Raw genomic sequence first — 21,318 nt, 5'->3', positions numbered from 1 at the left:
CACGATTTGCCAGTAGGGTTTTGGCCATGGCGGTGTCGACGGCGGTCGCCCGGCCGGCGGGCCGGGTGGGCGCCACCCAGGTCGTCGCGGTCGAGGTCGCGATCGCGCTGGCCGCGGCGGCCTACGCGTTCCCGCCGGTGGCCGCCGGCGTGACCGGCGCGGTGGGCGTGGTGGTGCTGTTCGGTGCGGTGCTGCGGTTCCAGGGCCGCTGGGGCTACGAGGTGGCCGCCGCGCGTTGGCGGCTGTGGCGCCGGCGTGGCGCGGCGCGGGCCGCGGCGCCCCGGGACGCCCTCGCCGTGCTGGCGCCGGAGCTGAGCCTGGCCACGGCGACCGACAGGTCCGGGGCGGTGGGGGTCGGCGCGGACGCGCTCGGCTGGTTCGCCGCGGTGGCGGTGGTGCCGCACGACGGCCTGGCCCGGGGCAGCGGCACCGAGCTGCGGCTCGACCGGCTGGCCCGGCTGGCGACGGACGCCGCGTTTCCGGCCGCACTGCTACAGGTGGTGACGCGGCGGGTGCCGTTCGCGGGCGATCCGCGGTCCGCCTACGCACGGTCCTACGTGGAGCTGCGCCAGGCGCTCGGGGTGCCCGCCCCGCTGGACGTCTGGATCGCGGTGCGGCTCGGCGTGCGCGACGGCGCGGCGGCCGCCGCGGACCGTGGCGGCGGGGCGGCCGGGGTGCACCGGGCGCTCGCCGCGGCCGTCTCCCGGCTGGGCAGCGAGCTGGCCGGCATGGGCTTGGCCCACCGGGTGCTCGACGCCGCCGGGCTCCGCGACGCGCTCGGCGTCGCATGTGGACAGGGCCCGCGTCCGCCGGGCGAGAGCTGGTCGCGCTGGCAGGCCAGCCCTGACTCGCACATCAGTTTCGCGGTACGGAGCTGGCCCGCCCGCGGCGCCGACGGCCTGCTCGCCCGGCTCGCCGAGGTGCCCGACGCCGCCGCGGTGCACACGGCCGTCCTGCTGGGGGCCGGCAGGGGCGGCGTGGCCGCACAGGCCGTGGTCCGGCTTGTCGCCGCGCCCGACCGCATGGCGGCGTGCGTGCGCCACCTGCGCACCAGCGCGGCCGGGCTCGGCATCCGGCTCATACGGCTCAACGGCGAGCACGCGGCCGGCGTCTACGCGACCGCCCCGACCGGCGCGACGACGGGGCTGGTCCCGTGGTGAGGGCGGGCCGGTCGGTGGCACCCGCGCGGGCGGTACCGGCGGAGACGCTCGCCCACCTGGCGGTCGGCGTCGAGCCGTCCGGCGTGGTGCTCGGCCGGGACAGCGCCGGCCGGGCGGTACTCGTCCGGCTGTTCGCGCGCGAGCCGATGTCGGTGGCGTTCGTGGGCGGCTGGTGGGCGGCGCGGCTGCTGCTGTTCCGCTGCCTCGCGCACGGCGCCGCGGTGACCGTCGCCGCCCGCGACCCGCGGGATCCGGCGCGGCCCGGCTCGGTCGCCGACACCGCGCACTGGCTCACGCTCGACCAGGCCGCCGGCCGCGGGCACGTGACGCTCGCGGCACCGGGGAGCGAGGGACCGCAGGCCGGCCCGGCGCGGCCCCTGCTGCGCGTACACGACCTGGGTCCGGAGTTTCCGGCCGGCCGCCTGCCGCGCCCGTGGCAGACCGGCCTGACCGTGCTGCCCCAGGTGACCCCGGCGAGCGTGCCGCTCCTCGCCGCCGCGGACGTGCTGCTCGTGCAGCGCCTGCCCGAGCCCGAGGCGGCGCTGCTCGGCTCCGCGCTGGGCGCCCGCGCCGACCTGGTTTCCCGGCTCCCCGCGATGGACGACGAGATGGTGGCGGCGTTCGGGGCCGGCTCGGTGCGGTACGCGTGGCTCACCCCGACCCCGATCGAGCGCCACCTTTTCGGCTGATCACCCTGCGGCGAGGCGGGCGGCTGTCAGGGCGGGCTCAACCGCGGATCGTGCGGATCCAGCCGTAGAGGCCGCTCGTCCAGGTGACCAGCGGCACAAGCGCGAGGATCAGCACGATCTCCACGATGTCGAGCGCCCGGCCCCACATCGGCGAGCTCGGCCGCCGCCCGCCGGCCAGCGCGAACCCGATGCTGGCCCCGGCCGCCACCAGCGCGGCGCCGAGCACGGCGGTGAGCCGGAGCAGTGGGCCGGCGGCGAGGAAACCGGCGACCGTCGCGGCGGCCAGCGCCACGACACCGCCGGCGAGCAGCGGGAGCCGCTGGGCCCGGCCGAGGAACCAGCGGGCCCGGGCCACCATCAGCAGCCCGATCACCGCGCTTGTCGCGAGGCCGGGGCCGCCGTCGGTACAGACCGCGACCGCGGCGCCCGCGCCGATCACGCCCAGGGCGCCGAGCATGCTGGCGAGGAACGCGTCCGCCCGGTCCGCCCGGGCCAGCGCGCGCAGCCCGTCGACGGTCTCGTCGTCCTGCCGCAGGCTCTCCCGCGCGTCCGGCACGGCCGGCACCGGCAGCTGGGCCAGCCGGTACGAGAGCATCGGCAGCACCGGCAGCGTGGCGAACGCGGCCACGGCGGTCACCGGCGCGGCCGCCCCGACATCGGCTCCGAAGCCCGCGCCGATCGCGGCCGTCACGAGTACCGCCGCGACGCAGGCCCCCGCGCAGAGGAAGACCGGGGCGGCGGCCGCGACCGCGACGGCGGCCACCGCGGTGGCGACCACGGCCGCGGTCGCCGCGACGAGCATGTGCGCCCAGCGCAGCTCGCCGAGCGTGAGGTCGCCGGCCAGCACGATCAGCCCGCCCACCCCCGCGTACGCGATCGCGACGAGGCCGAGCGCGGTGGCCGCGCCCACCTGGCCGAGCGCCCGGGCCAGCACCAGCGCGCCGACCAGCAGGGCCACGGACATGCCGAGCGCGACAAGCCCGCCGGCGACCTGCGGCGGGCCGGCCAGCAGCGCCACGGCCGCGCCGCCGAGCAGGGCGAGCACGCCGGCCGTGAGGCCGAAAACCTTGGTCGCGGCGGTATCCCAGCGCCCGGCCCGATCCCGGGCCGCGGTCGCCACCGCGTCGACAACGTCGTCGAAGACCGGCTGGGGCGCGTCGTCGCCGTGCGGTCGGAGGTAGAGCAGCTCGCCGTCGCGGACGTCGAGCTGCGCCGGGGTACGGGAGCTGTCCAGCGTCTGGCCGCCGAGGCGGGACAGCGTCCAGCCGTTGCGCGCGGTCGGATCGTCGGCCAGGTCGTTACCCGCGTACCGCAGCACCGTGGGCAGCAGGTCGGCGACCGGGACGTCGGACGGAAGTGCCAGGTCGACCCGCACCCGCGGGGCGACCACGGTGACCCGGCTCAGCCCTGTGGCCACGCCAACCTCCCCCATCGCTAGCGTCGATATACTAGCCCGCGTGGGCACGGTCTTGGTCCGACGTCCGCCCCGCCAGCCAGCCCCCCAGCTGCCCCGCGGCGAGCTGGTCATGGAGCCCCCGCCAGAGCTGCCCGAGCCGCTGCAACGCAGCATGCTCCAGCTGCTCATGGTGGTGCCGATGGTGGCAGGCATGGCGGCGATGGCGGTTCTCTACTCCGGTCGCGGCGGCGGCGCACTGACGTACGTGACGGGTGGCCTTTTCGGACTGTCCATGTTGGGCATGTTCGGCATGTCGTTCGGCGGCGGGGGTCAGGGCAACCGCCGAGCCGAGCTGGACGCCAAGCGCCGCGAGTACATGCGCTATCTCGCCCAGACCCGGCGCCAGGTGCGGCGGGCCGCCGACCGCCAGCGCAGCGCGCTGCTGTGGCGGCATCCGGAGCCGGTGTCGCTCTGGTCGGTCGCCGCCTCTCGGCGGCTGTGGGAGCGGCGCAGCACCGACGACGACTTCGCCGAGGTACGGGTCGCGGCCGGCACGCAGAAGCTCGCGGTGACGATCGTGCCGCCGGAGACCCGCCCGGTCGAAGACCTGGAGCCGCTGACCGCCGTGGCGCTGCGCCGCTTCGTGCGTACCCACTCGGTGGTGCCGGACCTGCCGCTGGCGATCCAGCTGCGCGCGTTCAGCTGGGTGGTGTTGCGCGGTGACCGCGACGCGGCGGCGGCCCTCGCCCGCGCGATGATCTGCCAGGTCGCGGCCTTCCACTCGCCGGACGACATCCGGATCGCGCTCGTCGCGCCGTCGTCGCGCCGCCCGCAGTGGGACTGGCTCAAATGGCTGCCGCACGTGCAGGACGACCGTAATGCCGACGGCGCGGGCCCGGCGCGGATGGTGTTCGAGTCGACGGCGGCGCTGGAGGAGGCGCTCGACGACGACCTGAGCGTGCGCCCGCGGCACTCCCCGGACGCGAAGCCCTGGACCGGCGGCGCCCACCTGCTCGTGGTGCTCGACGGCGGGGAGATGGGCCCGGCCAGCCCGCTGCGCGGTACCGGCGTGCAGGGCGTGACGGTGCTCGACCTGTCCGGCATGGTGCCCCGCGACGCCGGCCGCTGGCTGCTCGCGCTCGACGTCACGGCCGACGCGCTCGCGGTCGACCGGGGCGAGCAGGCCACCCCGCTGGGCCGGCCGGACACGCTCACCGTCGAGCAGGCCAGCGGGATCGCCCGGCAGCTCGCGCCGTTCCGCCTCTCCCACCACGTCGAGGCGGTGGAGGCGACCGCGCGGGTGATGGAGCTGCCCGAGCTGCTTGGGCTGAGCGACGCCTCAGCCGTCGACCCGGGGGTCACCTGGCAGCCCCGGGCCGACCGTGACCGGCTGCGCATCCCGCTCGGCATCAACCCGGACGGCTCGGTCGTGGAGCTGGACATCAAGGAGGCGGCCCTGGACGGGATGGGCCCGCACGGGCTCATCGTGGGCGCCACCGGCTCCGGCAAGAGCGAGCTGCTGCGCACCATCGTCGCCTCGCTGGCCATCACGCACTCGTCCGAAGACCTCAACTTCGTGCTCATCGACTTCAAGGGCGGCGCCACGTTCGCCTCGCTCGACGTGCTCCCGCACACCAGCGCGGTCATCACCAACCTGTCCGAGGAACTCTCCATGGTGGACCGCATGCAGGACGCGGTCGCCGGCGAGCTGGTCCGCCGCCAGGAGCTGCTCCGCGCGGCCGGCAACTTCGTCTCCCGCCACGACTACGAGCGGGCCCGCCGGGCCGGCACGCCGCTCTCCCCGATGCCCAGCCTGCTGATCATCTGCGACGAGTTCAGCGAGCTGCTGGCCGCGAAGCCCGACTTCATCGACCTGTTCGTGATGATCGGGCGGGTGGGGCGGTCGCTGGGCGTGCACCTGCTGCTCGCCTCCCAGCGGCTGGAGGAGGGGCGGCTGCGCGGCCTGGACACCCACCTGTCGTACCGGATCGGGTTGCGCACGTTCTCGGCGATCGAGAGCCGGATCGTGCTCGGCGTCTCGGACGCGTACGAGCTGCCCAACGCGCCCGGCCACGGCTACCTCAAGGTGGGCACCCAGACGATGCTGCGCTTCCGCGCGGCGTACGTGTCGGGTGCGTACCGCGACCCGGGTGCCGTGGCGCACCGGTCGCAGGCCACGGTCCGCCGCCGCATCGTGCCGTACGTGCTGACCCGCGTACCCGAAGCGCCCGCGCCGCCCGCCGAGGCCGCCGCGCCCGCGGGCGAGGAGGAGACCAGCGGCCCGGCCCGCACCACGATGCTCGACGTCATCGTCAGCCGGCTGCGCGGCCACGGCGTGCCGGCGCACCAGGTGTGGCTGCCGCCGCTGGCCACCGCGCCCGGCCTCGACGCCGTACTCGGCGAGCTGGCCACCACCCCGGAGCGCGGCCTGCACGCGCCGCGGTGGCGCGCCGGCAAGCAGCTCACCGTGCCGGTCGGCGAGGTCGACCGGCCGTACGAGCAGCGCCGCGACCCGATGGAAGTGCAGCTCGACGGCGCCGCCGGCAACGTGGTGATCATCGGCGCCCCGCGCACCGGCAAGAGCACGCTGCTCCGCTCGCTGATCTGCTCCCTCGCGCTCACCCACACGCCGCGCGAGGTCCAGTTCTTCTGCCTCGACTTCGGCGGCGGCACGCTGCGCTCCCTCGAAGGGCTGCCGCACCTGTCCGGCGTCGCCGGACGGCGCGACATCGAGTCGGTCCGCCGGACCGTCGCCGAGGTCAGCGTGCTGCTCGACGAGCGTGAGGCGCGCTTCGCCGAGCTGGGTATCGACTCGATCGACGGGTACCGTGACCGGCGCGCCCGCGGCGAGCTCGCGGACGAGCCCTTCGGCGACGTGTTCTTCGTCATCGACGGGTATGGCACGCTGCGGCAGGACTTCGAGGAGCTGGACGGCTCGGTCACCCAGCTCGCCGGCCGCTGCCTGGGCTTCGGCATCCACGTGGTGCTGACCGTGACCCGCTGGGCCGAGCTGCGGTACAACATGCGCGACCTCTTCTCCTCCCGGCTGGAGCTGAGGCTCGGCGACCCGAGCGACTCCGAGATCGACCGCCGCGCCGCCGCCAACGTGCCGGAGGGCACGCCGGGTCGTGGCCTCACTCGGGACAAGCTCCACTTCCTCGCCTCGGTGCCCAGAGTGGACGGCCGGGTCGGCGACGAGGAGCTGCCCGGCGGCACGGCCGACCTCGTCGAGCGGGTACGCGCGGCGTGGCCGGGCCCGCCGGCACAGAAGCTGCGACTGCTGCCCCGCGTGCTGCCCGCCGCCGACCTGGCCCGGGTGGTCGACCGGGAGCGGCCCGGCATAGCGATCGGCCTCAACGAGACGTACCTGGCCCCGGTCCACCTCGACTTCGACGTCGAGCCGCACCTCGTCGTCTTCGGCGACGCCGAGTGCGGCAAGACAAACCTGCTCCGCCTCATCGTCCGGTCCATAGTGGAGCGGTATACGCCGGCCGAGGCGAAGCTGGCGATCGTCGACTACCGGCGCGGGCTGCTCGGCGTCGTGGAGGGCGACCACCTGCTCGACTACGCGCCCTCCGCCCAGGTCGCCGAGAGTATGGCGGGCGGCGTGCACAACGTGATGACCGGCCGGCTGCCCGGCCCGGACGTGACCACCGAGCAGCTGCGCCAGCGCAGCTGGTGGCGCGGGCCGAGGCTGTTCCTGATCGTCGACGACTACGACCTCGTCGCCACCGGCAGCCGCAACCCGCTCGGCGGCCTGGAGGAGCTGCTGCCCCAGGCGCGCGATGTCGCCCTGCACGTGATTCTGGCGCGACGGTCCGGCGGTGCCGGGCGGGCCCTCTTCGAACCGATGATCCAGGGGCTGCGCGAGCTGGACTCACCCGGCCTTGTCATGTCCGGCAACCGCGAGGAGGGTCCGCTGGTCGGCGACGTGCGACCGGGGCCCCAGCCGGCCGGCCGGGGCACGCTCGTCCGCCGATCGGACGGCGTCAATTTAATTCAGACCGCGTTCACAGAACCGGATTGAGGATCTGCTCGTAGTGCTGTCGTAGCGGTTGCCAACCAGGATGGGGAGGTACGGCTGTGACGGCACCCGGAGGAATCACTCACGGCGGAGGCGCGACCAACAAGGCCGCCATCGAGGTGATGGACAGGAAGGCGGTCATCGCGCGCGAGGGCGGCCGCGTCGAGGCCACGATGAACCAGATGCGGGAACGCGAGTGGAAGGACATGGCCGCGCGCGACTTCGAGCAGACGATGATCCGGTGGCGGTCGAACCTCAACCGGCTCCTGCAGACGGTCCAGGACGTCGCCGAGCTGCTCCAGAAGTACAACAAGCGCCTCGTCGCCGCCCAGGACCAGGCCAAGACCCAGGTCGCGGCGGTCGGCAAGCAGGTTGATGGCACCGCCGCCGCCAACTACAGCGGCCAGATGTCGGTCTGAGGGAGGACCTGCCATGAATGACGATTCCCTGTTCGTCAAGTACGACGGGATGGAGCAGAGTGCCGGCACGCTCGTCCAGGTCGCCAAGACGCTGGAGACCGAGGTGACGACGCTCGAGAAGCGGCTGGCCGCGGTCGACTGGAGCGACGGCGGGCGCGAGGAGTTCGAGATCCTCATGCGACGGTGGCGCATCGCGTACCGGAACCTTGTCGCCATCGTGCACAGCAGCGGCGGTACGGTCCGCGACGTCAGCGGCCTGTACAACGACGTGGAGACCTGGGGCAAGCACGCGTTCCACGCGTGACCGCGCGCCCGGCGGCCGGTCCGTCCACTTCGGAGCGGCCGCCGGCGCGATCCACTTTCATGGGGGTGCCATGCTCGACCCTGCCCTTTTCGAACGACTCCCGCGCGACCCGGTCGAGGCGACCGACGCCAGCGGCACCGTACGGGTCACTGTGGACGCCGACGGGCTGCCCGAGTCCATCGCGGTGGAGCCGGGCTGGCTCCGCGCGATCGGCTCGGAAGGGCTCGCGGCGGCCGTGACCGAGGCTGCCGCGGTGGCCGTCCGGCAGGGGATGACGGTACTCGCGGACGCGGTGGCCGCGCAGCGCCCGCCGCCGTTCGAGCCGTTGGACGAGCCGGGCCTGCCCGAGGTGCCCGCGACGTCGCGCTCGCTCAGCACGGTCATCCGCGACCTGCACCGCACGATGGACGAGGCGCCGATCGCGTTCCGGCCGGAGCCGCAGGTGGGGGCGGCCGGATATGGTGCCCTCACGATCACGGTGACCGCCGAGGGCCGATTGTCCTGTGTGGCGGATCCGTACTGGGTGTCCGAACAGGACACCGACGAGCTCGTATCGGCACTCAACACCGCGCTCGCGTCCGCCCGCGCCGGGCTGCCCCCGGTCACCGAGCCGGCCCCGGATCTCGGGGCACGCCTCAACGACCTCGTCGCCGAGATGCGCGCCGCGATGGGCGGCGCCCCCGACCCGTACCCGTGAAAGGGATGCGACAGCCATGGCGGATAGACAGACGGTAGTCGTCTACTCGGAGATCGAGAAGCACCGCGTGATCTGGGGAACGCAGGGGCCGCGGCTGGACAAGGGCGACGAGAACGAGGACGGGATCGTGACGCTCTTGGAGCTGATGAAGTTCCGCAAGACGCCGACGATCAGCTTCGCGGCGGCCCAGCAGGGTCACGACCAACTGGTCACGACGTTGGTGGCGCGGTGCCGTGAAGGCGCCGAGGTCTGGTCGATGATGGAGCAGGTGCTGCGGATCGCGATCCTGAAGTACAAGGGCGCCGAGGCCGAGGCGGCCGAGCTGGTCCGGCAGTTGGAGAGGCGGCTGCCGCGATGACCGTGACCGGCCAGCAGATCGCCGCCGTCACCGCGGCCGACGTGCCCGCCCTCTTCAACGACTTCACGCAGGACCTCGAGAAGCTGCGCGAGTTCCTGCGCAAGGCACCTGAGCTGATCGCGGAGTTCGAAAAGTGGGCCAACGACATCCTGTGGTGGCTCTCCTGGTGGGAGTGGGCCCAGCGCGAGCTCAAGGAGCTCTTCGACTCGCTCCTGCCCAAGGCGAAGGAGATCTTGCAGCGGGTGAAGGATCTTGTCGAGGACGCCTTCGCACCCTTGGCCATGCACCACGACATCCAGCTCTGGCTGGAGATCCACAAACGCGCGCAGTCGATCAGCGAGAGCACCGAGCTTCCGGACTTCCCACACATGGAGTTCCAGGGGACGGCCGCGAGCTCGAGCTGGAACGGGCCGTTCGCGGACGCCTACAAGAGCCAGGTGGTGCCGCAGCACATGGCCGCCGAGCGGCTGGCGGTGGTGGCCAAGGACACGGCCAACACGCTTTCCAAGGTGTTCGCCGCGTCGGTCGCCGTCTACGCCGCCTGGGCGGCGCTGGCGTTCCACGCGGGTAGCCTGCTCACGAAGGGCTGGCGGCAGTGGCTGCGGAATGGCCAGGAGGAGTGGCGTACCCTCACCCGACTCCTCCTGCAGGCGACCGCCGCGGAAGGGCTGGCCAACACGATCAGCCGTGACGAGGGCAAGCTCATGACCACGGTGGCGAGCGGCCGGCCGGGCATGAACGCCCGGGACGTGGCGTGGCCCAACCCCTTCCGGGCCGTCGAGTTTGCCCGGCCGAGGATCGGCCCGGACGGCAAGGTGATCCTAGAGGGTGGCGCGCCGGCGATGCGGCAGAGATGAGGCGGTGATGTCAATCCAAGCGGGCGCGGCGCAGCAGCTCGTCGCTCTCGGCGAGCGCGGGCGGCTCGGAGAGCTTGGCCACCTCCCGCTCGAACGCCTCGCGGGCGCGCAGCTGCGCCGTACGCAGCGTGTGGGTGACCACCTTGCCGAGCGCGCTCGGCGAATACCGCGTCACCGCCTCGGGCCGCAGGGTCACCTGGTGCACCTCGCCGGTGCCGTCCACTTTGACCACCACCCAGCCGTCCCGGGTGCGGCCCTCCACAGTGGAGGAGGCGAGGCGGGCGGCGCCCGCACCGTACTCCTCCATGGCCGACGTGGCCGCCCGGGCCAGCTGCTCGTGACGCTCCGCGTCGGCCATCTCGTCGAGCCAAGCCTGGTCTCGCGCGCTCATCGCGCCTCCCGCTCCTGCGTCGCCCCGCCCAGCAGGTGTGGGGCGCTGGGCTCCTCGGCCGGCTCGGGGGCCAGCGCGCGGTACGCCGCCGCCATCCGCTGCCGCGCGTCACTGACCGCCAGCCGCACCGCCTCACCGACGGCGGCCGGCTGGTGGCGCCCGATCCCGTCGGCGAACGTCACCTCGACGACGAGGCCGTCGCCGTCGACCGTCGCGGCGGCCAGCCCGCGCGGGTCGCGGCCGGCATACGTCGCCGCGCGCAACCGGGCCAGGTCTCCCATCGGATCAGCCACCGCACCATCTTCGCACGGAAAACACCGGTGCCCGCCGGCCTGACGCGGCACCGCCATCTGGGGAGGACTTTCGTGGACGAGCAAACCACCGGCACACCCGGTGCCCGCGGCGCGTTCGAGATGGTGCCGTCCGATGTGTTCGGCACCAGCAAGACGTACGCCGGCGCCGCGGACGAGCTGCCCAACACGATCGCCGGCGCGGTGAACGCCGCGCTGCTCATGATCACCGCGACCCCGGCTTCGCCACCGCGGCCGCGCTGCGGACGGTCATCACCGGTGACTACACGCAGGCGGTCGGCGGCGTGCGCGCCGAGACCGACGACGGCTCCCAGCTGCTGAAGACGATGGGGGAGAAGGCGCTGGAGGCGCAAGAGGAGGGGCGCGGACTGGTCCGCACCCGGCTCACCAGCGCGCTTCCGGTCGGCGACGACCCCGGCGTCCACGTGCGCGGGGAGGTGCGGTGATGCCCTCGTTCCTGGAGGCTCTCGCCGCGAAGCCGGAACTGCTCGGGACCGTGGCCGTCGTCGCGCTGAAGAAAGCCGGGGTCGACCTCGGCAACGTACAGGCGACCATCGCGGCCGCCTCGGCGCTACCCACCTGGAGCGGTACCGCCAAGGACGCCTTCTCGCAGAACAAAGCCGCCACGCTGTTCGACCAGCTGAGCAAGGTGATCGGCGGCATGGCGCAGACGCAGACGGCGGTCGCCGCCGGTGGTGCGCAGATACAGGCGTCGAAGGCGGCGATGGACGCGGCCGTGATGCTGGCCACCGCCGAGGGGTTCAAGGTGCTGCCCACCGGCGCGGTCATCCTCGGACCGCGGCTGCGCGCGGCCGCGGCGGCCCGGCCCGAGATCAAGCCGGCGTTGTACGCCCGGGCCGCCCAGCACACGGCGATCATCAAGGCCGCGCACGCGCAGACCAACGTGGCCGACGCCCAGCTCGCGCTGACCATCGCGAAGGTCGCCGTCGACGTGCTCGGTGGCATGCTCAACAAAAACGGCGCCGCCACCGGGGTACCGGGCACGACGGTCCCGCTCCCGCCCACCACGCCGCTGCCTCCGCTGCCGCCGTTGCCCCCGTTGACGCCGCTCCCGCCCACGTCCGGGCAGCCGCTGCCCGGCACGGTACCGGCGACGGCGTTCACCCCCACCGGGTCCGACACCAGCCTTCCCGGCACGCAGCTCGCCGGCGCGGGGTCGCTCGGTGGGGCGGGTGCTTTTGGCGGGGCCGGTGCGCTCAGCGGTGCCGCCGTCGCGGCGACCTCGCTGTCGCCGGGCAGCGCGCTCAGCGGCGGCGCCGTGGGTGGCGGTCCCGCCCAGCTCGTACCCGGGTCCGCGGCCGGCAGGGGCGGCGCGCCGGCGGTGCCCCCGCCGATGATGGGCGGCGGCGCGGCCGGCCACGCCCCGCACAGCGAAGAGGGGGAGCACAGCCGCAACGACTGGCTCCTCGAGGACGGCGAGACCTGGGGTGGGCCGAACGCGCCGAGCGGCGTGATCGGCGGCCTGGCATGAGCGCGGAGGAGGCCATCGCGCGGGCGGACCGGGTCGAGGTCAACGTCCGGCACCTCGGCAACATCAAGACGTACCTGGCCGACGTGCGCGGCGCCATCCCGGAGTACCGGGAGGACTTCAAAGCCGCGGACAAGGCGCTGCGTACCGGCGGCGACCAGGGGCGCAGCGCGCTCGGCAGCGAGCACATCGAGGTCGTCCGATCCATGCACGCGCAGATCGGGCGGATGCACGAGATCCTCGACAACAACCTCAAGGACCTCGCCGCCGGACTGGACAAGACCGGCGACGCCGTGGCGACGCTCGCCGAGAAGTACAAGTCGGTGGAAGCGCGGAACCGGCTCGCGGTTTCGGCGCTCCAGAAGCTCCTCGACCAGTAAGGGCGGTCGCCGTGCAGGCTGAGCAACTGAGCTGGGAAGAGATCGTCAACCGGGTCACCATCGCGGCCAACTACCGGGAGGTGACCCGCTCCGCCGGCGCGTGGGGGATGGCTTTCCGGCGCTCGATCGCCCTGCACAGCTCGCTTGAGAGGCTGAAGAACAAGAGCACGAGCTGGAAGGGCGGCGCGGCGGACGCGTTCCGCGCGCACGTCGGCAAGCTCGCCGACGCGGCCGAGCAGAACGTCCTCGCCCACGAGCGCGTCGCCGTCCACATCGACGCCTGCGCCAGCCATCTGGAGCGGGCGATCCGCGCGATCCCGATACCGAGCTGGAAGTTCGCGGAGGTCCGGCAGAAGCAGGTCGCGTTCGCGCAAAACGGCGTGCTGCAGGAGATGGGGGCCGGCGAGTTCTGGAACGGCCTGCTGGACTGGATGCACCGGCAGACCGCGGGCGCCCCGCTGGGGGCCGCCGCGCTCCAGGAGGCGGAGGATTTCTTCCGCATGGGGGAGCAGCGCGCGCGGGCGGCATACCAGAAGCTCTGCGCCGACTACGCCCTCGAGATGGCCGGCATGCCGCGGGGTACACCCGTGGCGGTACCGGGAGTCAAGCCCGGGGAAGGCGGACGGTCCAGAGGCAACGGCGCGCAGCCGAAGACCGCGGCGGCGACAAACCCGGCGACCGCACCGGCGAACCCGCTGACGAACCCCTGGCCAACACCACGCCGCCGGCCGCCCCTCCGGCGTCCCCGACGCTGCCCGACGACTCCGTACCGGACTTTCCCGGCCTGGACGACCCGGAGCTGCCGCCCATCGAGCGGCCCGGCTTCGACCCGCTGGATCCGCTCGATCCGTTCGACCCCTTCAATCCCGGGGACTCGCCGGGCGGCGGACCGAAACTCCCGGGCGGCGGGAGCGCGCTCGCCGGCGTCGGTCGCCTGGGCGGGGCCGGCTCGCTGCCACCGATCGGCGACGCCTTCTCGCCGCCGGAGAGCATGGTGGCGGCGCTGAACGAGGCGGGCGCCGGCCAGCAGGCGCGGGTCGGCGGTACCCCAGGCGGAAACGGAACGCCCGGCTTCACCGGGGCGCCGGTGGCGGGCGGTGGGGGTACGGCGCGGGCCAGGGCGGTGAGGGCGGCGTGGACGCCGACGGCAATCTGCTGCGCGAGGACAGCGACATCCTCTCGCCGCACCGCTGGGCCCCGCCCGGTGTGCTCCGCGGCTGACCACAAGGGACGGTCAGGGGCGCCAGCCTCGGCGGCGCCCCCGCCGGGTCACCGGTACCGCGAGCAGGACCAGCCCCGCCACACCCAGGCCGGCCACCGCGATCCACGGCGCGGCGACCCGGATCGCGCGCAGCGGGTCGGACTCGACCGGCTCCGGCTTGAGCCGCACGGCGTTCGCGTCCGTGGCGACGTCTGCGCCGCGCAGCGAGCCGACCGCGCGAGCCGGGTTGACGACGCCGTGGCCGACCTGCGGGTTCCACAGGTCGGCGGGGTGGTCGGCGGTCTCGGTGATCCGGCTGGCCACCTGCTCCGGGGTCGTGTCCGGCGCGTACGACCGGATCAGCGCGGCCACCCCCGACACGTACGCCGCGGCGAAGCTCGTGCCGCCCTCGGCCGTGAAGAGGTAACCCCCGCCGGCCGGCGCGGGCCCGGCGATCCGGGTGCCGGGCGCGGCCACGTCGACGTAGTCGCCCTGGGAGGAGCTATTCACGTGCGCGTCCTTCTCGTCGACGCTGGCGACCGCCAGGACACCCGGATACGCCGCCGGGAACGCGACCTGACCGCTCGCCGCCTCGCCGTCGTTGCCCGCGGCGGCCACCACGACTGCGCCCCGGTCGAGCGCGTGCCGCACGGCGGCCGCCAGCTCGGGCGTGTCCGGTGTGGTGAGCGACAGGTTGACGACGTCGGCGCCGCCCTCGTCGACCGCCCAGCGCACCGCCTCGGCGATGCGGTCGGAGAGGTCGGGCTCCTCCGAGCGGCGCTGGTCGCGCAGCACCCGCACGGGCACGATCGACGCGTCCGGCGCGACCCCGTAGAACCGGAAGCCCGCGCTTGTCGCCTCGCGCCCGGCGATGATGCCGGCGATGAGTGTGCCGTGGCCGTTCTCGTCGCAGTCACCGGGGCCGTCGCCGGCCAGGATGAAGTCGCGCCCGGGGCGGATCTTGCCGGTGAGCGTCGGGTGGTCGGCGGAGACGCCGGAGTCGATCACCGCGACCGTCACGCCCGCGCCGGTGCTGAGCGGCCAGGCGGCATCGGGCCGCAGCCGGGTCAGCGCGGCCGGCGCCTCGGCGAGCGGGTCGGGGATGGGGCGCCCGCAGTCGAGCGACGCCGCCCGGGCTGGTGCGGGGGCGGCGACGGTAGCGACTGCGATCAGGGCCGCGAAGAGCGACCGGGTCAGGTCACCGCGCACCCGTCCATTGTGTCAGGCCGTCAACCGGCGGCCAGTCAGATTCTTCACTCCTTCGATACCTGGGCGTCGTTGTCCGGAGCGGTTAGGTGGCCCTGAATGGTGGCTGTGACGGACGGGGTGATCCACTATCGGTGGGCGGTACTCTGCGCGGGCACCGCGGCGCAGATCACGGCGGGTGCGTTCATACAGGGCCTACCGGCGATCGGGCCGGTGCTGCGCACCGAGCTCGGGCTCAGCCTCGCGGCGGTCGGCGTGGTCCTCGCCTGCCCGATGCTCGGCGTCGTCTCGGCGCTGCTGCTGTGGGGGCGGATCTGCGACAGGTGGGGCGAGCACAACACGATGGGCGTCGGCCTCGCGCTGGCCGGCCTGCTGATGGCGACGGCCGCGAGCGTGACACCGTCGGCGGTGGCCGTGGCGGTCCTGCTCGCGGTGGCCGGGGCCGCGACCGCGAGCGTCTGCGTCGCCAGCGGCAGCGCCGTGATGGCCTGGTTCCCCAAGGAGCGGCGCGGCCTCGCGATGGGTGTACGCGCCTGCGGGCTGCCCGCCGGCGCCGCCCTGGCCGCGGCGACACTGCCCATCGTCGCCCACCACGCCACGCTCTCCGCCGCGTTCGGCGTGCTCTCGGCCGCCTGCCTGGTGGCCGGCATCGTCGTGGTGACGGTGGTACGGGAGCCCGACGGTGGTGTGCCCCTGCCGGTCCGGGGCGGCGGAAAGTCCACAGTGGGCGATCCCCGGCTGCTGCGGCTGTCGCTCGCGAGTGGACTGTTGGTGCTGCCGCAGGTCGGCATCACCGCGCTGCTGGCGCTATTCCTTGTCGAGCACCGGGGTGCGGACGTGGCCACGGCGTCCGCGATGGTGACGATGGCGCAGCTGTCCGGCGTCGCCAGCCGGATCGGGGCCGGCGTGTGGTCGGACGCGATCGGTTCGCGGCTGCGTCCGGTACAGATCGTGGCCGTGGCCGCCGTCCCGCTGGCCTTGCTCACCGCCATGCTCGTCGACGCGCCGAGCCTGCCGTTCGTCGGTACGCTGCTGCTGCTCTGCGCGACGATCCTGTGCTGGAACGGCCTCGCGTTCAGCGCCGCGGGTGAGCTCGCCGCGCCGGGCTACGCCGCGACCGCGCTCGCCGTGCAGAACACCGCGATCTTCGGTGGCTCCATGTTGGCCGCTCCGCTCGGTGCCGCGCTGGCCCAGTACACGAGCTGGCAGGTCGCCTTCGCGGCGCTCGCCTTGCCGGCGGCGGCCGCCGCACTCGTCCTGAACCCGATGGCGCGTACCGCCGTAGTGTCCGTGCGGGCCGCGGCATGAGCGGGCCGACGCGGGACGGAGGTGGACGTGCGGCGCGGCAGAGGCAGCGGCATCTTCAAAGCGGTATGGGAGTGGCTCCGCCGCCCTCGGGCGGACGGCAAACGTACGTTGTTCGACCGGATCCGGGGCCTGCCCGCGCGGCGGCAGCCGAACACCCGGCTCGAGGACCTCAAGGACTTCAAGCTCGGGGACGTCTGGCGGCAGGCCGACCCTCGCAACCCCGCGTCCCGAGACTTCGTACGCCGCAGCGACCAGAAGCTCGACCAGCTCGGCCGGCTCCGGGACTGGGAGCTGGAGGACGCGGTGCTCCAGCCGAGGGACGGCGCGTACATCACGGCGTACCGGGACGGCCGGGTGGTCGAGGGCAACCACCGTCTTTACGAGATGCTCCGCCGGGCTGGGATGCTTGACGGCACGCCACGCCCACCGGGCAGCACCTTCTCGCCACAGACACAGATCTACGTCAAGTTCCTGGACTGATTGGACGGTCAGCCGTGGTCAACCCGACCGAGCCCGGCCCCGCCTCGACGGCGGCCACCCACCTCCTGACCAGCGCGCTGCTGGAAATCAGGATGATGGCGTCGAGCCGCGAGGTGTTCATCGCCGGTGAGCAGCCCGACCCGGAGTCTGCCTTCGACACCGACGCGGTGGCCCGGATCCACATGCTCGCCGACACCTGCCACCGGCTGGCCGGCGCGCTCGCCACGCCCGACCCCGCGGCCCGCGAGGTCGCGCTGGCCGAGAGCCTGTCGTGGCAGTGGTCGGTGGCGCTGCCGGAGGCGCGCCGCTGGATGGCCAACCGGCTGGCGCAGCTCGGGCCGGAGTACGTGCCCGACCAGCCGGAAAAGTGACCACTGTGGACACGCTCGGCACTGGCGAGGCGGACGACGGCCGGGTACGGGTCACCGCCGTGGCTGGGCGGATCGACGCGGTACGGCTCGACCCGTGGGTGATGCGGCAGGACGGGGCGACGCTGGGGCGCCACGTCCGCGAGGCGGCCAACGCGGCCCTCGACGCCGCGCCCGCCGGCACTTCCGCGGGAGCCGACCCCGCGGCCATCGTGGACCGCCTGACCGAGGTACGCGACCAGGCGGCGCGGGGCATGGAGCGGGTCACCCGGTCGATGGACGAGGCGATGGCCCGGATCGCGGAGCAGACCGGCATCCAGGGCGATCCCGGGCCGTACGGGCTGGAGCAGCTGCTCGACGAGACGATCCGCGACGTGGCGGAGCTGTTCGCACCGGGACCGCCCGCCGAGCCACCGGCCGTCGACGGTGTCAGCGTCGACGTCCACGGTGGACGGCTCGGCCGCGTGGACATCGACCCGTCCGCGATGCGCCTGCCCTCGGTGGACCTGGCCGAGCGGATCGCGGCCGCGGCGAACGGGGCACTGTCGACCGGCTCGCCTCCGTCCGCTGTGGACCCCGGTACTTTCGCCCGCCGGGTGCGCCGGATGCAGGACCAGAGCTTGGAGCACATGCGCGTGTACTCGGCGTCGCTGGCTGCCATCATGGCCAGCCCGCACGGGCCCGACGACGACGGAGGTGTGCACGATGGACGGTAATGTGACCGAGGTCCGCGCGGGCCAGGTGACCCGCTCGGGTTCGGGCGTCGCGCTCTCGGCCGACCAGCTGGCCGAGGTGCTGCGCGTGTTCACCGCCGAGCTGGCCGGCCCCGAGCAGGCGTTCGGTACCGGGCGGATCGGGCGGGCCATCGCCGGCTGCTACGGCGACGTACGCACGGAGGCCCTGGACACGTACCGGGACAACATCCAGGCGCTCGGCGCGCAGGGCGGCGACGTGCGCACGCTCGGGATGCGGTTCCAGCGCGCCAGCGAGATGAGCGCCGACCTGACCCGGCAGCTGGGGAGGGGCTGGGCTGATGGGTATGGGGCCGGGCCAGTGGGGCCCGCTGATCGCCGAACTCAGACTGGAGTGGCCGGACACCGACGAGGACCGCCTGTGCGCGCTGGGCGACCTGTGGGCCGGCCTGGACGGCAAGCTCCGCGGCGAGGTCGGCACCGCGGACGGCCGCCTGCGCGAGATGATCCTGGGCAGCCAGGGCCAGTCGGTGGCCGCGGTCGGCGCCGCCTGGACGGCTCCGCAGGCCCCGAGCACCAACCTGGAGCACGGCGCGACAGCCGCCACGCTCGTGGCCCTCGGCCTGTACGCCTGCGCCGGCGTCGTCATCGCCCTCAAGTCCAACTTCGCGGTGCAGCTCGCGGCGCTGGACTCCCAGATCAAGTGGGCGGAGGACAACGCGACCAGGACGGACGGCGCCTCGCTGGACCAGATCCCCGAGTTCAAGGCGGACGCCGTCCAAAACATCAACCAGCTCGTCGCCGAGGCCGAGCGGGCCATTATGGACGATTAGCGTGCCGCCGTCATCGCGCCCACGTCGACGAGCCGTACCTCGGTCTTGCGGGCGACGGCCAGCGTCTTGCCGTCCGGGCTGAACGCCAGGTCCTGCGCGATCTCCTCGACGTGCTTCTCGATCGGCATCGGGTCGGCGACAAGCTGCCGCGTGCTCACGTCCCACACTCGCAGTCCTCTGTAGCCGGTCGCCAGCAGCCGCCCGTCCGCACTGAACTGCACCGGCCCTCCAGAACCCCGGAGTGACGCGACCTTCCGCCCCTTCGCCGAGTCCCACAGCTGCGTCTCCGGCACCGATTGGGCGACCGTGCCGCCACTGGGCACCTCGACCGGGATCGCGATCAGCGCGGCCTTCGGCGAGAAGGCCAAAGCGTTGGAGTTGGTGCGCGGAGGCTTGATCTGGCTGATCTGCCGCCGGTTGACCGGGTCCCAGATCACCACGCCGTCGTCCGGTGCGAGCATGTCGCGGAACGCGAGCCGCGTACCGTCCGGGCTCCACGACAGCCGGTCCGCGTAGTAGGGGTAGCCGGTGAGCGGCCCGCCCTTCTGCCGCCGCGTGCCCACGTCCCACAGCCGGATGCGGCTGTCCGCGCCCACGGTGGCGAGCGTCTTGCCGTCCGGACTGAAGGCGACGTCGGACACCCCGGCCCACCCGCGGTCGGTCGGATGCTTCAGCGCCGCGACGCGCTGCCGCCGCCGCACGTCCCACAGCCACACGTCCGCCACTTCGCCGGCCACCGCGAGGTACCGCCCATCCGGACTGAACGCCAGGTGGTAGACATCGCCGCCGTACCCCCGGAGCTCCGCCGCCACCTCCCGCTTACGCACGTCCCAGAGGCGCACGACCCGGTCCTCTCCACCGGCGGCGAGCATGTTGTCGTCGCGCGGGTTGAACACGACCGCCAGCGCTGGCGCCACAAGCCGATCGCTGACCGACCCGCCACTCCCCGCCGACGCGCTGGCGGACGGCTGGCTTGTAGGTCCCTGTGTCCGCGTGGCTTCGGGCCGGCCGCCGCGGTCCAGGATGGACGGAACGCCGAGAGCCGCGAGCAACACCAGCACCGCGACGGTCACCGCGATCGCGACCAGATGCCGGCGCCGGTCTTTGGTTTCCTCGGCCTCCGCGAGGACGGCCACCGCCGTCGTGGTCGCCGCTTCGGCCTCATCTTGTACGTTCGTCCCCGCCCCCGCCGCCCTGACCGCGCCCCGGGCCGCATCCCCTCCCGCCCGTCCACCGCCGCCGCACCATCCACTGTGGCCGCCTCTTCGTGCGGCGCCGGCGCCTGCTCGCGCTCCGTGGCTAGCTCGGCTTTCACTGACGCCGCCTTGGTGCCGGCTCCTGCGGTCGCGGGGTGGCCCTCGGCTGCCGCATCGTCGGCTGGCGATGGCGATGGCGATGGCCCAGCATCGGGTGCCGACGTGGGCTTGGGCTCCGCTAGTGCCGTCGCGGTGTGGGCGGCTGCGGTCGCGGGGTCGTCTGGCGCGGACATCCGGTCGACCGGCGGCGGTGCCGGCGCGGGACCTGGCGGTGGCGTGGCGGCTGGCGGGATCGCGGTCGGCAGGGTCGCCGTCGCCCGTGCCGGGTCCACAGCGGGGCGGTCCTGGACGGGCGCTGGCGGGAGCACGACGTATGGGGGTGCGGGGTTGGGGGTGGCGTAGAGGGCGCCTTCCGCAACCACCAGCTCGGGCTGCTCCAGCGCCGTCGGTGCCACGCCGAAGGCGCGGTGCAACAGCGACGCCGCCAGCGGCATGCGGCTGCCGCCGCCGACCAGGAGGATGCCGGCCAGTTCCGCGGGCTTGACCGAGGCGGCGTCCAGCGCGGCCCGTGCGGCCCGGATCGTGCGGTCGAGGATCGGGCGGGCCAGGCGTTCCAGCTCCTCGCGGCCCAGCGCGGCCGCGTCGTCGAAGAGGGGCACGGGCACCGCGGTGGTGGCGGTGCGGGAGAGCATCTCCTTGCCGGTGCGTACGTCCGTCCACAGTAGCCAGCGGTCACGGGCGTCGGATGCCGTCGCGGGGCGGAGGAGGCGGTGCCAGCGGGCCTGGTCGCGGCTGGCGTACACCTCGCCGAGCGCGTCCACCACCGCGGCGTCGATGTCGAGTCCGCCGGTGTCCGGCAGCCCCTCCACGGCCAGGACCGTGAATCCCTCGGGGGAGCGGCGGACCACCGACGCGTCGAAGGTGCCGGCGCCCAGGTCGTACACGAGCGCGGCCGCTGCCGGCCCGAGCCGCTCGCCGCCGGCCTCCGCGAAATAGCTGGCGGCCGCCACCGGCTCGGTGACCAGGCCAGCGAGGTCAAGGCCGGCGCGGCGGGCCGCCTCGGCGACCAGCGCGCGGCGCGCGGTACCCCAGCTCACCGGGCAGGTGACGACGGTGGGCGGCGGTGCGCCGCTGACCCGTACCCCCTCGTCGGCGACGCGGCGCAGCACCGCCGCGACAAGGTCGACCACCGCGAACTCCGCGTCGCCCAGCAGCACCGTGCCGTCGTCGACGCAGCGCTTCGGGTGCAGCTCGACCGCCTCGGGGCGGAAGCGGGCGGCGTAGAGCGCGTCCCGCCCGGTCAGCAGGCCGCCCGCGGGCGCGGCGCTGACCGCGGACGGAAGCACCGGCGAGCCATCGAACAACAGCGGGCGGGCCCGGCCGTCCGGCCAGCGGAGCACGGCGACCGTGTGCGAGGTGCCGAAGTCGACACCGAGCCGGAAGCCGCCCACGCCAACAAGACTAAGGGGCACGCCAACCTCTAGCGACGCTCAAGAGCC

Annotated in this window: 24 protein-coding genes; 18 read left to right on the top strand and 6 right to left on the bottom strand. The window is 73.9% G+C overall.

The genetic code is table 11. The annotated features are described in order from the left end of the window. The first annotated feature begins 26 nt into the window (after nucleotides 1-26). Both Pflav_RS12745 and Pflav_RS12740 read left to right on the top strand, forming a co-directional pair. The gene (locus tag Pflav_RS12745) at nucleotides 27-1,160 is read left to right on the top strand and encodes a type VII secretion protein EccE (RefSeq protein WP_173036361.1); all 1,134 of its coding nucleotides are present in this window, start codon (nucleotides 27-29) and stop codon (nucleotides 1,158-1,160) included. A 14-nt stretch (nucleotides 1,161-1,174) separates the two neighbouring features. Beyond that, entirely contained in the window at nucleotides 1,175-1,849 is a 675-nt protein-coding gene (locus tag Pflav_RS12740) for a hypothetical protein (RefSeq protein WP_173036360.1), read from the top strand. A 37-nt stretch (nucleotides 1,850-1,886) separates the two neighbouring features. Here the strand turns inward: Pflav_RS12740 and eccD are convergent, their stop codons facing one another. Then, nucleotides 1,887-3,266 carry a type VII secretion integral membrane protein EccD gene (eccD, locus tag Pflav_RS12735; RefSeq protein ID WP_232071319.1) on the bottom strand — a complete coding sequence of 460 codons (1,380 nt, stop codon included), beginning with the start codon at nucleotides 3,264-3,266 and terminating at the stop codon, nucleotides 1,887-1,889. A 40-nt stretch (nucleotides 3,267-3,306) separates the two neighbouring features. Between eccD and eccCa the strand changes: the two genes are divergently transcribed. From eccCa to Pflav_RS12705, 6 genes are all read left to right on the top strand, one after another. Beyond that, a complete protein-coding gene (gene eccCa / locus Pflav_RS12730) occupies nucleotides 3,307-7,272 on the top strand; it encodes a type VII secretion protein EccCa (protein WP_173036358.1) in 3,966 nt (1,321 codons plus the stop codon). Nucleotides 7,273-7,328: 56 nt separating this feature from the next. After that, entirely contained in the window at nucleotides 7,329-7,688 is a 360-nt protein-coding gene (locus tag Pflav_RS12725) for a WXG100 family type VII secretion target (RefSeq protein WP_173036357.1), read from the top strand. Nucleotides 7,689-7,701: 13 nt separating this feature from the next. Further along, nucleotides 7,702-7,992: a WXG100 family type VII secretion target gene (locus tag Pflav_RS12720; protein WP_173036356.1), complete on the top strand. Its 291-nt coding sequence runs from the start codon at nucleotides 7,702-7,704 to the stop codon at nucleotides 7,990-7,992. A gap of 70 nt (nucleotides 7,993-8,062) precedes the next feature. Continuing rightward, nucleotides 8,063-8,689 (top strand): hypothetical protein, encoded by a 627-nt coding sequence (locus Pflav_RS12715; RefSeq protein WP_173036355.1) that lies wholly within the window; start codon nucleotides 8,063-8,065, stop codon nucleotides 8,687-8,689. Between the two features lie 16 nt (nucleotides 8,690-8,705). Then, a complete protein-coding gene (locus tag Pflav_RS12710; RefSeq protein ID WP_173036354.1) occupies nucleotides 8,706-9,047 on the top strand; it encodes a hypothetical protein in 342 nt (113 codons plus the stop codon). Continuing rightward, nucleotides 9,044-9,904 (top strand): hypothetical protein, encoded by an 861-nt coding sequence (locus tag Pflav_RS12705; RefSeq protein WP_173036353.1) that lies wholly within the window; start codon nucleotides 9,044-9,046, stop codon nucleotides 9,902-9,904. Before Pflav_RS12710 ends, Pflav_RS12705 begins: the two co-directional genes overlap by 4 nt. A gap of 10 nt (nucleotides 9,905-9,914) precedes the next feature. Here Pflav_RS12705 and Pflav_RS12700 read toward each other — a convergent pair whose 3' ends face one another. Both Pflav_RS12700 and Pflav_RS12695 read right to left on the bottom strand, forming a co-directional pair. Beyond that, nucleotides 9,915-10,295 (bottom strand): YbaB/EbfC family nucleoid-associated protein, encoded by a 381-nt coding sequence (locus tag Pflav_RS12700; RefSeq protein WP_173036352.1) that lies wholly within the window; start codon nucleotides 10,293-10,295, stop codon nucleotides 9,915-9,917. Next, on the bottom strand, nucleotides 10,292-10,588 hold the full coding sequence (locus tag Pflav_RS12695) for a hypothetical protein (protein ID WP_173036351.1): 297 nt from the start codon (nucleotides 10,586-10,588) through the stop codon (nucleotides 10,292-10,294). Before Pflav_RS12695 ends, Pflav_RS12700 begins: the two co-directional genes overlap by 4 nt. Before the next feature lie 72 nt (nucleotides 10,589-10,660). Here Pflav_RS12695 and Pflav_RS12690 point away from each other — a divergent pair, with 72 nt between their 5' ends. The 5 genes from Pflav_RS12690 to Pflav_RS12670 are packed head-to-tail and all read left to right on the top strand — an operon-like array spanning nucleotide 10,661 to nucleotide 13,482. Next, nucleotides 10,661-10,927 (top strand): hypothetical protein, encoded by a 267-nt coding sequence (locus Pflav_RS12690; RefSeq protein ID WP_173036350.1) that lies wholly within the window; start codon nucleotides 10,661-10,663, stop codon nucleotides 10,925-10,927. Next, nucleotides 10,891-11,052, top strand: coding sequence for a hypothetical protein (locus tag Pflav_RS12685; protein ID WP_173036349.1), 162 nt, complete (start codon nucleotides 10,891-10,893; stop codon nucleotides 11,050-11,052). Before Pflav_RS12690 ends, Pflav_RS12685 begins: the two co-directional genes overlap by 37 nt. Beyond that, nucleotides 11,052-12,098, top strand: a complete 1,047-nt coding sequence (locus Pflav_RS12680) for a hypothetical protein (RefSeq protein ID WP_173036348.1) — start codon at nucleotides 11,052-11,054, stop codon at nucleotides 12,096-12,098. Before Pflav_RS12685 ends, Pflav_RS12680 begins: the two co-directional genes overlap by 1 nt. Further along, a complete protein-coding gene (locus Pflav_RS12675) occupies nucleotides 12,095-12,475 on the top strand; it encodes a hypothetical protein (protein ID WP_173036347.1) in 381 nt (126 codons plus the stop codon). The genes Pflav_RS12680 and Pflav_RS12675 overlap by 4 nt, the downstream gene beginning before the upstream one ends. Before the next feature lie 11 nt (nucleotides 12,476-12,486). Beyond that, nucleotides 12,487-13,482: a hypothetical protein gene (locus Pflav_RS12670; protein ID WP_173036346.1), complete on the top strand. Its 996-nt coding sequence runs from the start codon at nucleotides 12,487-12,489 to the stop codon at nucleotides 13,480-13,482. 227 nt (nucleotides 13,483-13,709) lie between these two features. Here the strand turns inward: Pflav_RS12670 and mycP are convergent, their stop codons facing one another. Further along, nucleotides 13,710-14,885 carry a type VII secretion-associated serine protease mycosin gene (gene mycP / locus Pflav_RS12665; RefSeq protein WP_173036345.1) on the bottom strand — a complete coding sequence of 392 codons (1,176 nt, stop codon included), beginning with the start codon at nucleotides 14,883-14,885 and terminating at the stop codon, nucleotides 13,710-13,712. Between the two features lie 96 nt (nucleotides 14,886-14,981). Between mycP and Pflav_RS12660 the strand changes: the two genes are divergently transcribed. The 5 genes from Pflav_RS12660 (at nucleotide 14,982) to Pflav_RS12640 (ending at nucleotide 18,563) form a co-directional block, all read left to right on the top strand. Beyond that, nucleotides 14,982-16,190 (top strand): MFS transporter, encoded by a 1,209-nt coding sequence (locus tag Pflav_RS12660; protein ID WP_173036344.1) that lies wholly within the window; start codon nucleotides 14,982-14,984, stop codon nucleotides 16,188-16,190. Nucleotides 16,191-16,217: 27 nt separating this feature from the next. Continuing rightward, a complete protein-coding gene (locus tag Pflav_RS12655; RefSeq protein ID WP_173036343.1) occupies nucleotides 16,218-16,670 on the top strand; it encodes a hypothetical protein in 453 nt (150 codons plus the stop codon). A 14-nt stretch (nucleotides 16,671-16,684) separates the two neighbouring features. Beyond that, the gene (locus tag Pflav_RS12650; RefSeq protein ID WP_173036342.1) at nucleotides 16,685-17,041 is read left to right on the top strand and encodes a hypothetical protein; all 357 of its coding nucleotides are present in this window, start codon (nucleotides 16,685-16,687) and stop codon (nucleotides 17,039-17,041) included. Continuing rightward, the gene (locus tag Pflav_RS12645) at nucleotides 17,038-17,754 is read left to right on the top strand and encodes a hypothetical protein (RefSeq protein ID WP_173036341.1); all 717 of its coding nucleotides are present in this window, start codon (nucleotides 17,038-17,040) and stop codon (nucleotides 17,752-17,754) included. Before Pflav_RS12650 ends, Pflav_RS12645 begins: the two co-directional genes overlap by 4 nt. A 317-nt stretch (nucleotides 17,755-18,071) precedes the next feature. Continuing rightward, a complete protein-coding gene (locus Pflav_RS12640; protein WP_173036340.1) occupies nucleotides 18,072-18,563 on the top strand; it encodes a hypothetical protein in 492 nt (163 codons plus the stop codon). Here Pflav_RS12640 and Pflav_RS12635 read toward each other — a convergent pair. Together Pflav_RS12635 and Pflav_RS12630 are read right to left on the bottom strand one after the other, a co-directional pair. After that, on the bottom strand, nucleotides 18,560-19,699 hold the full coding sequence (locus tag Pflav_RS12635) for a WD40 repeat domain-containing protein (RefSeq protein ID WP_173036339.1): 1,140 nt from the start codon (nucleotides 19,697-19,699) through the stop codon (nucleotides 18,560-18,562). The genes Pflav_RS12640 and Pflav_RS12635 overlap by 4 nt on opposite strands. Beyond that, a complete protein-coding gene (locus Pflav_RS12630; RefSeq protein ID WP_173036338.1) occupies nucleotides 19,633-21,270 on the bottom strand; it encodes an Hsp70 family protein in 1,638 nt (545 codons plus the stop codon). The genes Pflav_RS12635 and Pflav_RS12630 overlap by 67 nt, the downstream gene beginning before the upstream one ends. Between the last annotated feature and the right edge of the window lie 48 nt (nucleotides 21,271-21,318).

Source organism: Phytohabitans flavus, assembly GCF_011764545.1.
Taxonomy (GTDB): domain Bacteria; phylum Actinomycetota; class Actinomycetes; order Mycobacteriales; family Micromonosporaceae; genus Phytohabitans; species Phytohabitans flavus.
The sequence above is the reverse complement of the archived record's forward strand: the minus strand, read 5'-3'. Positions and strand labels throughout refer to the sequence as shown.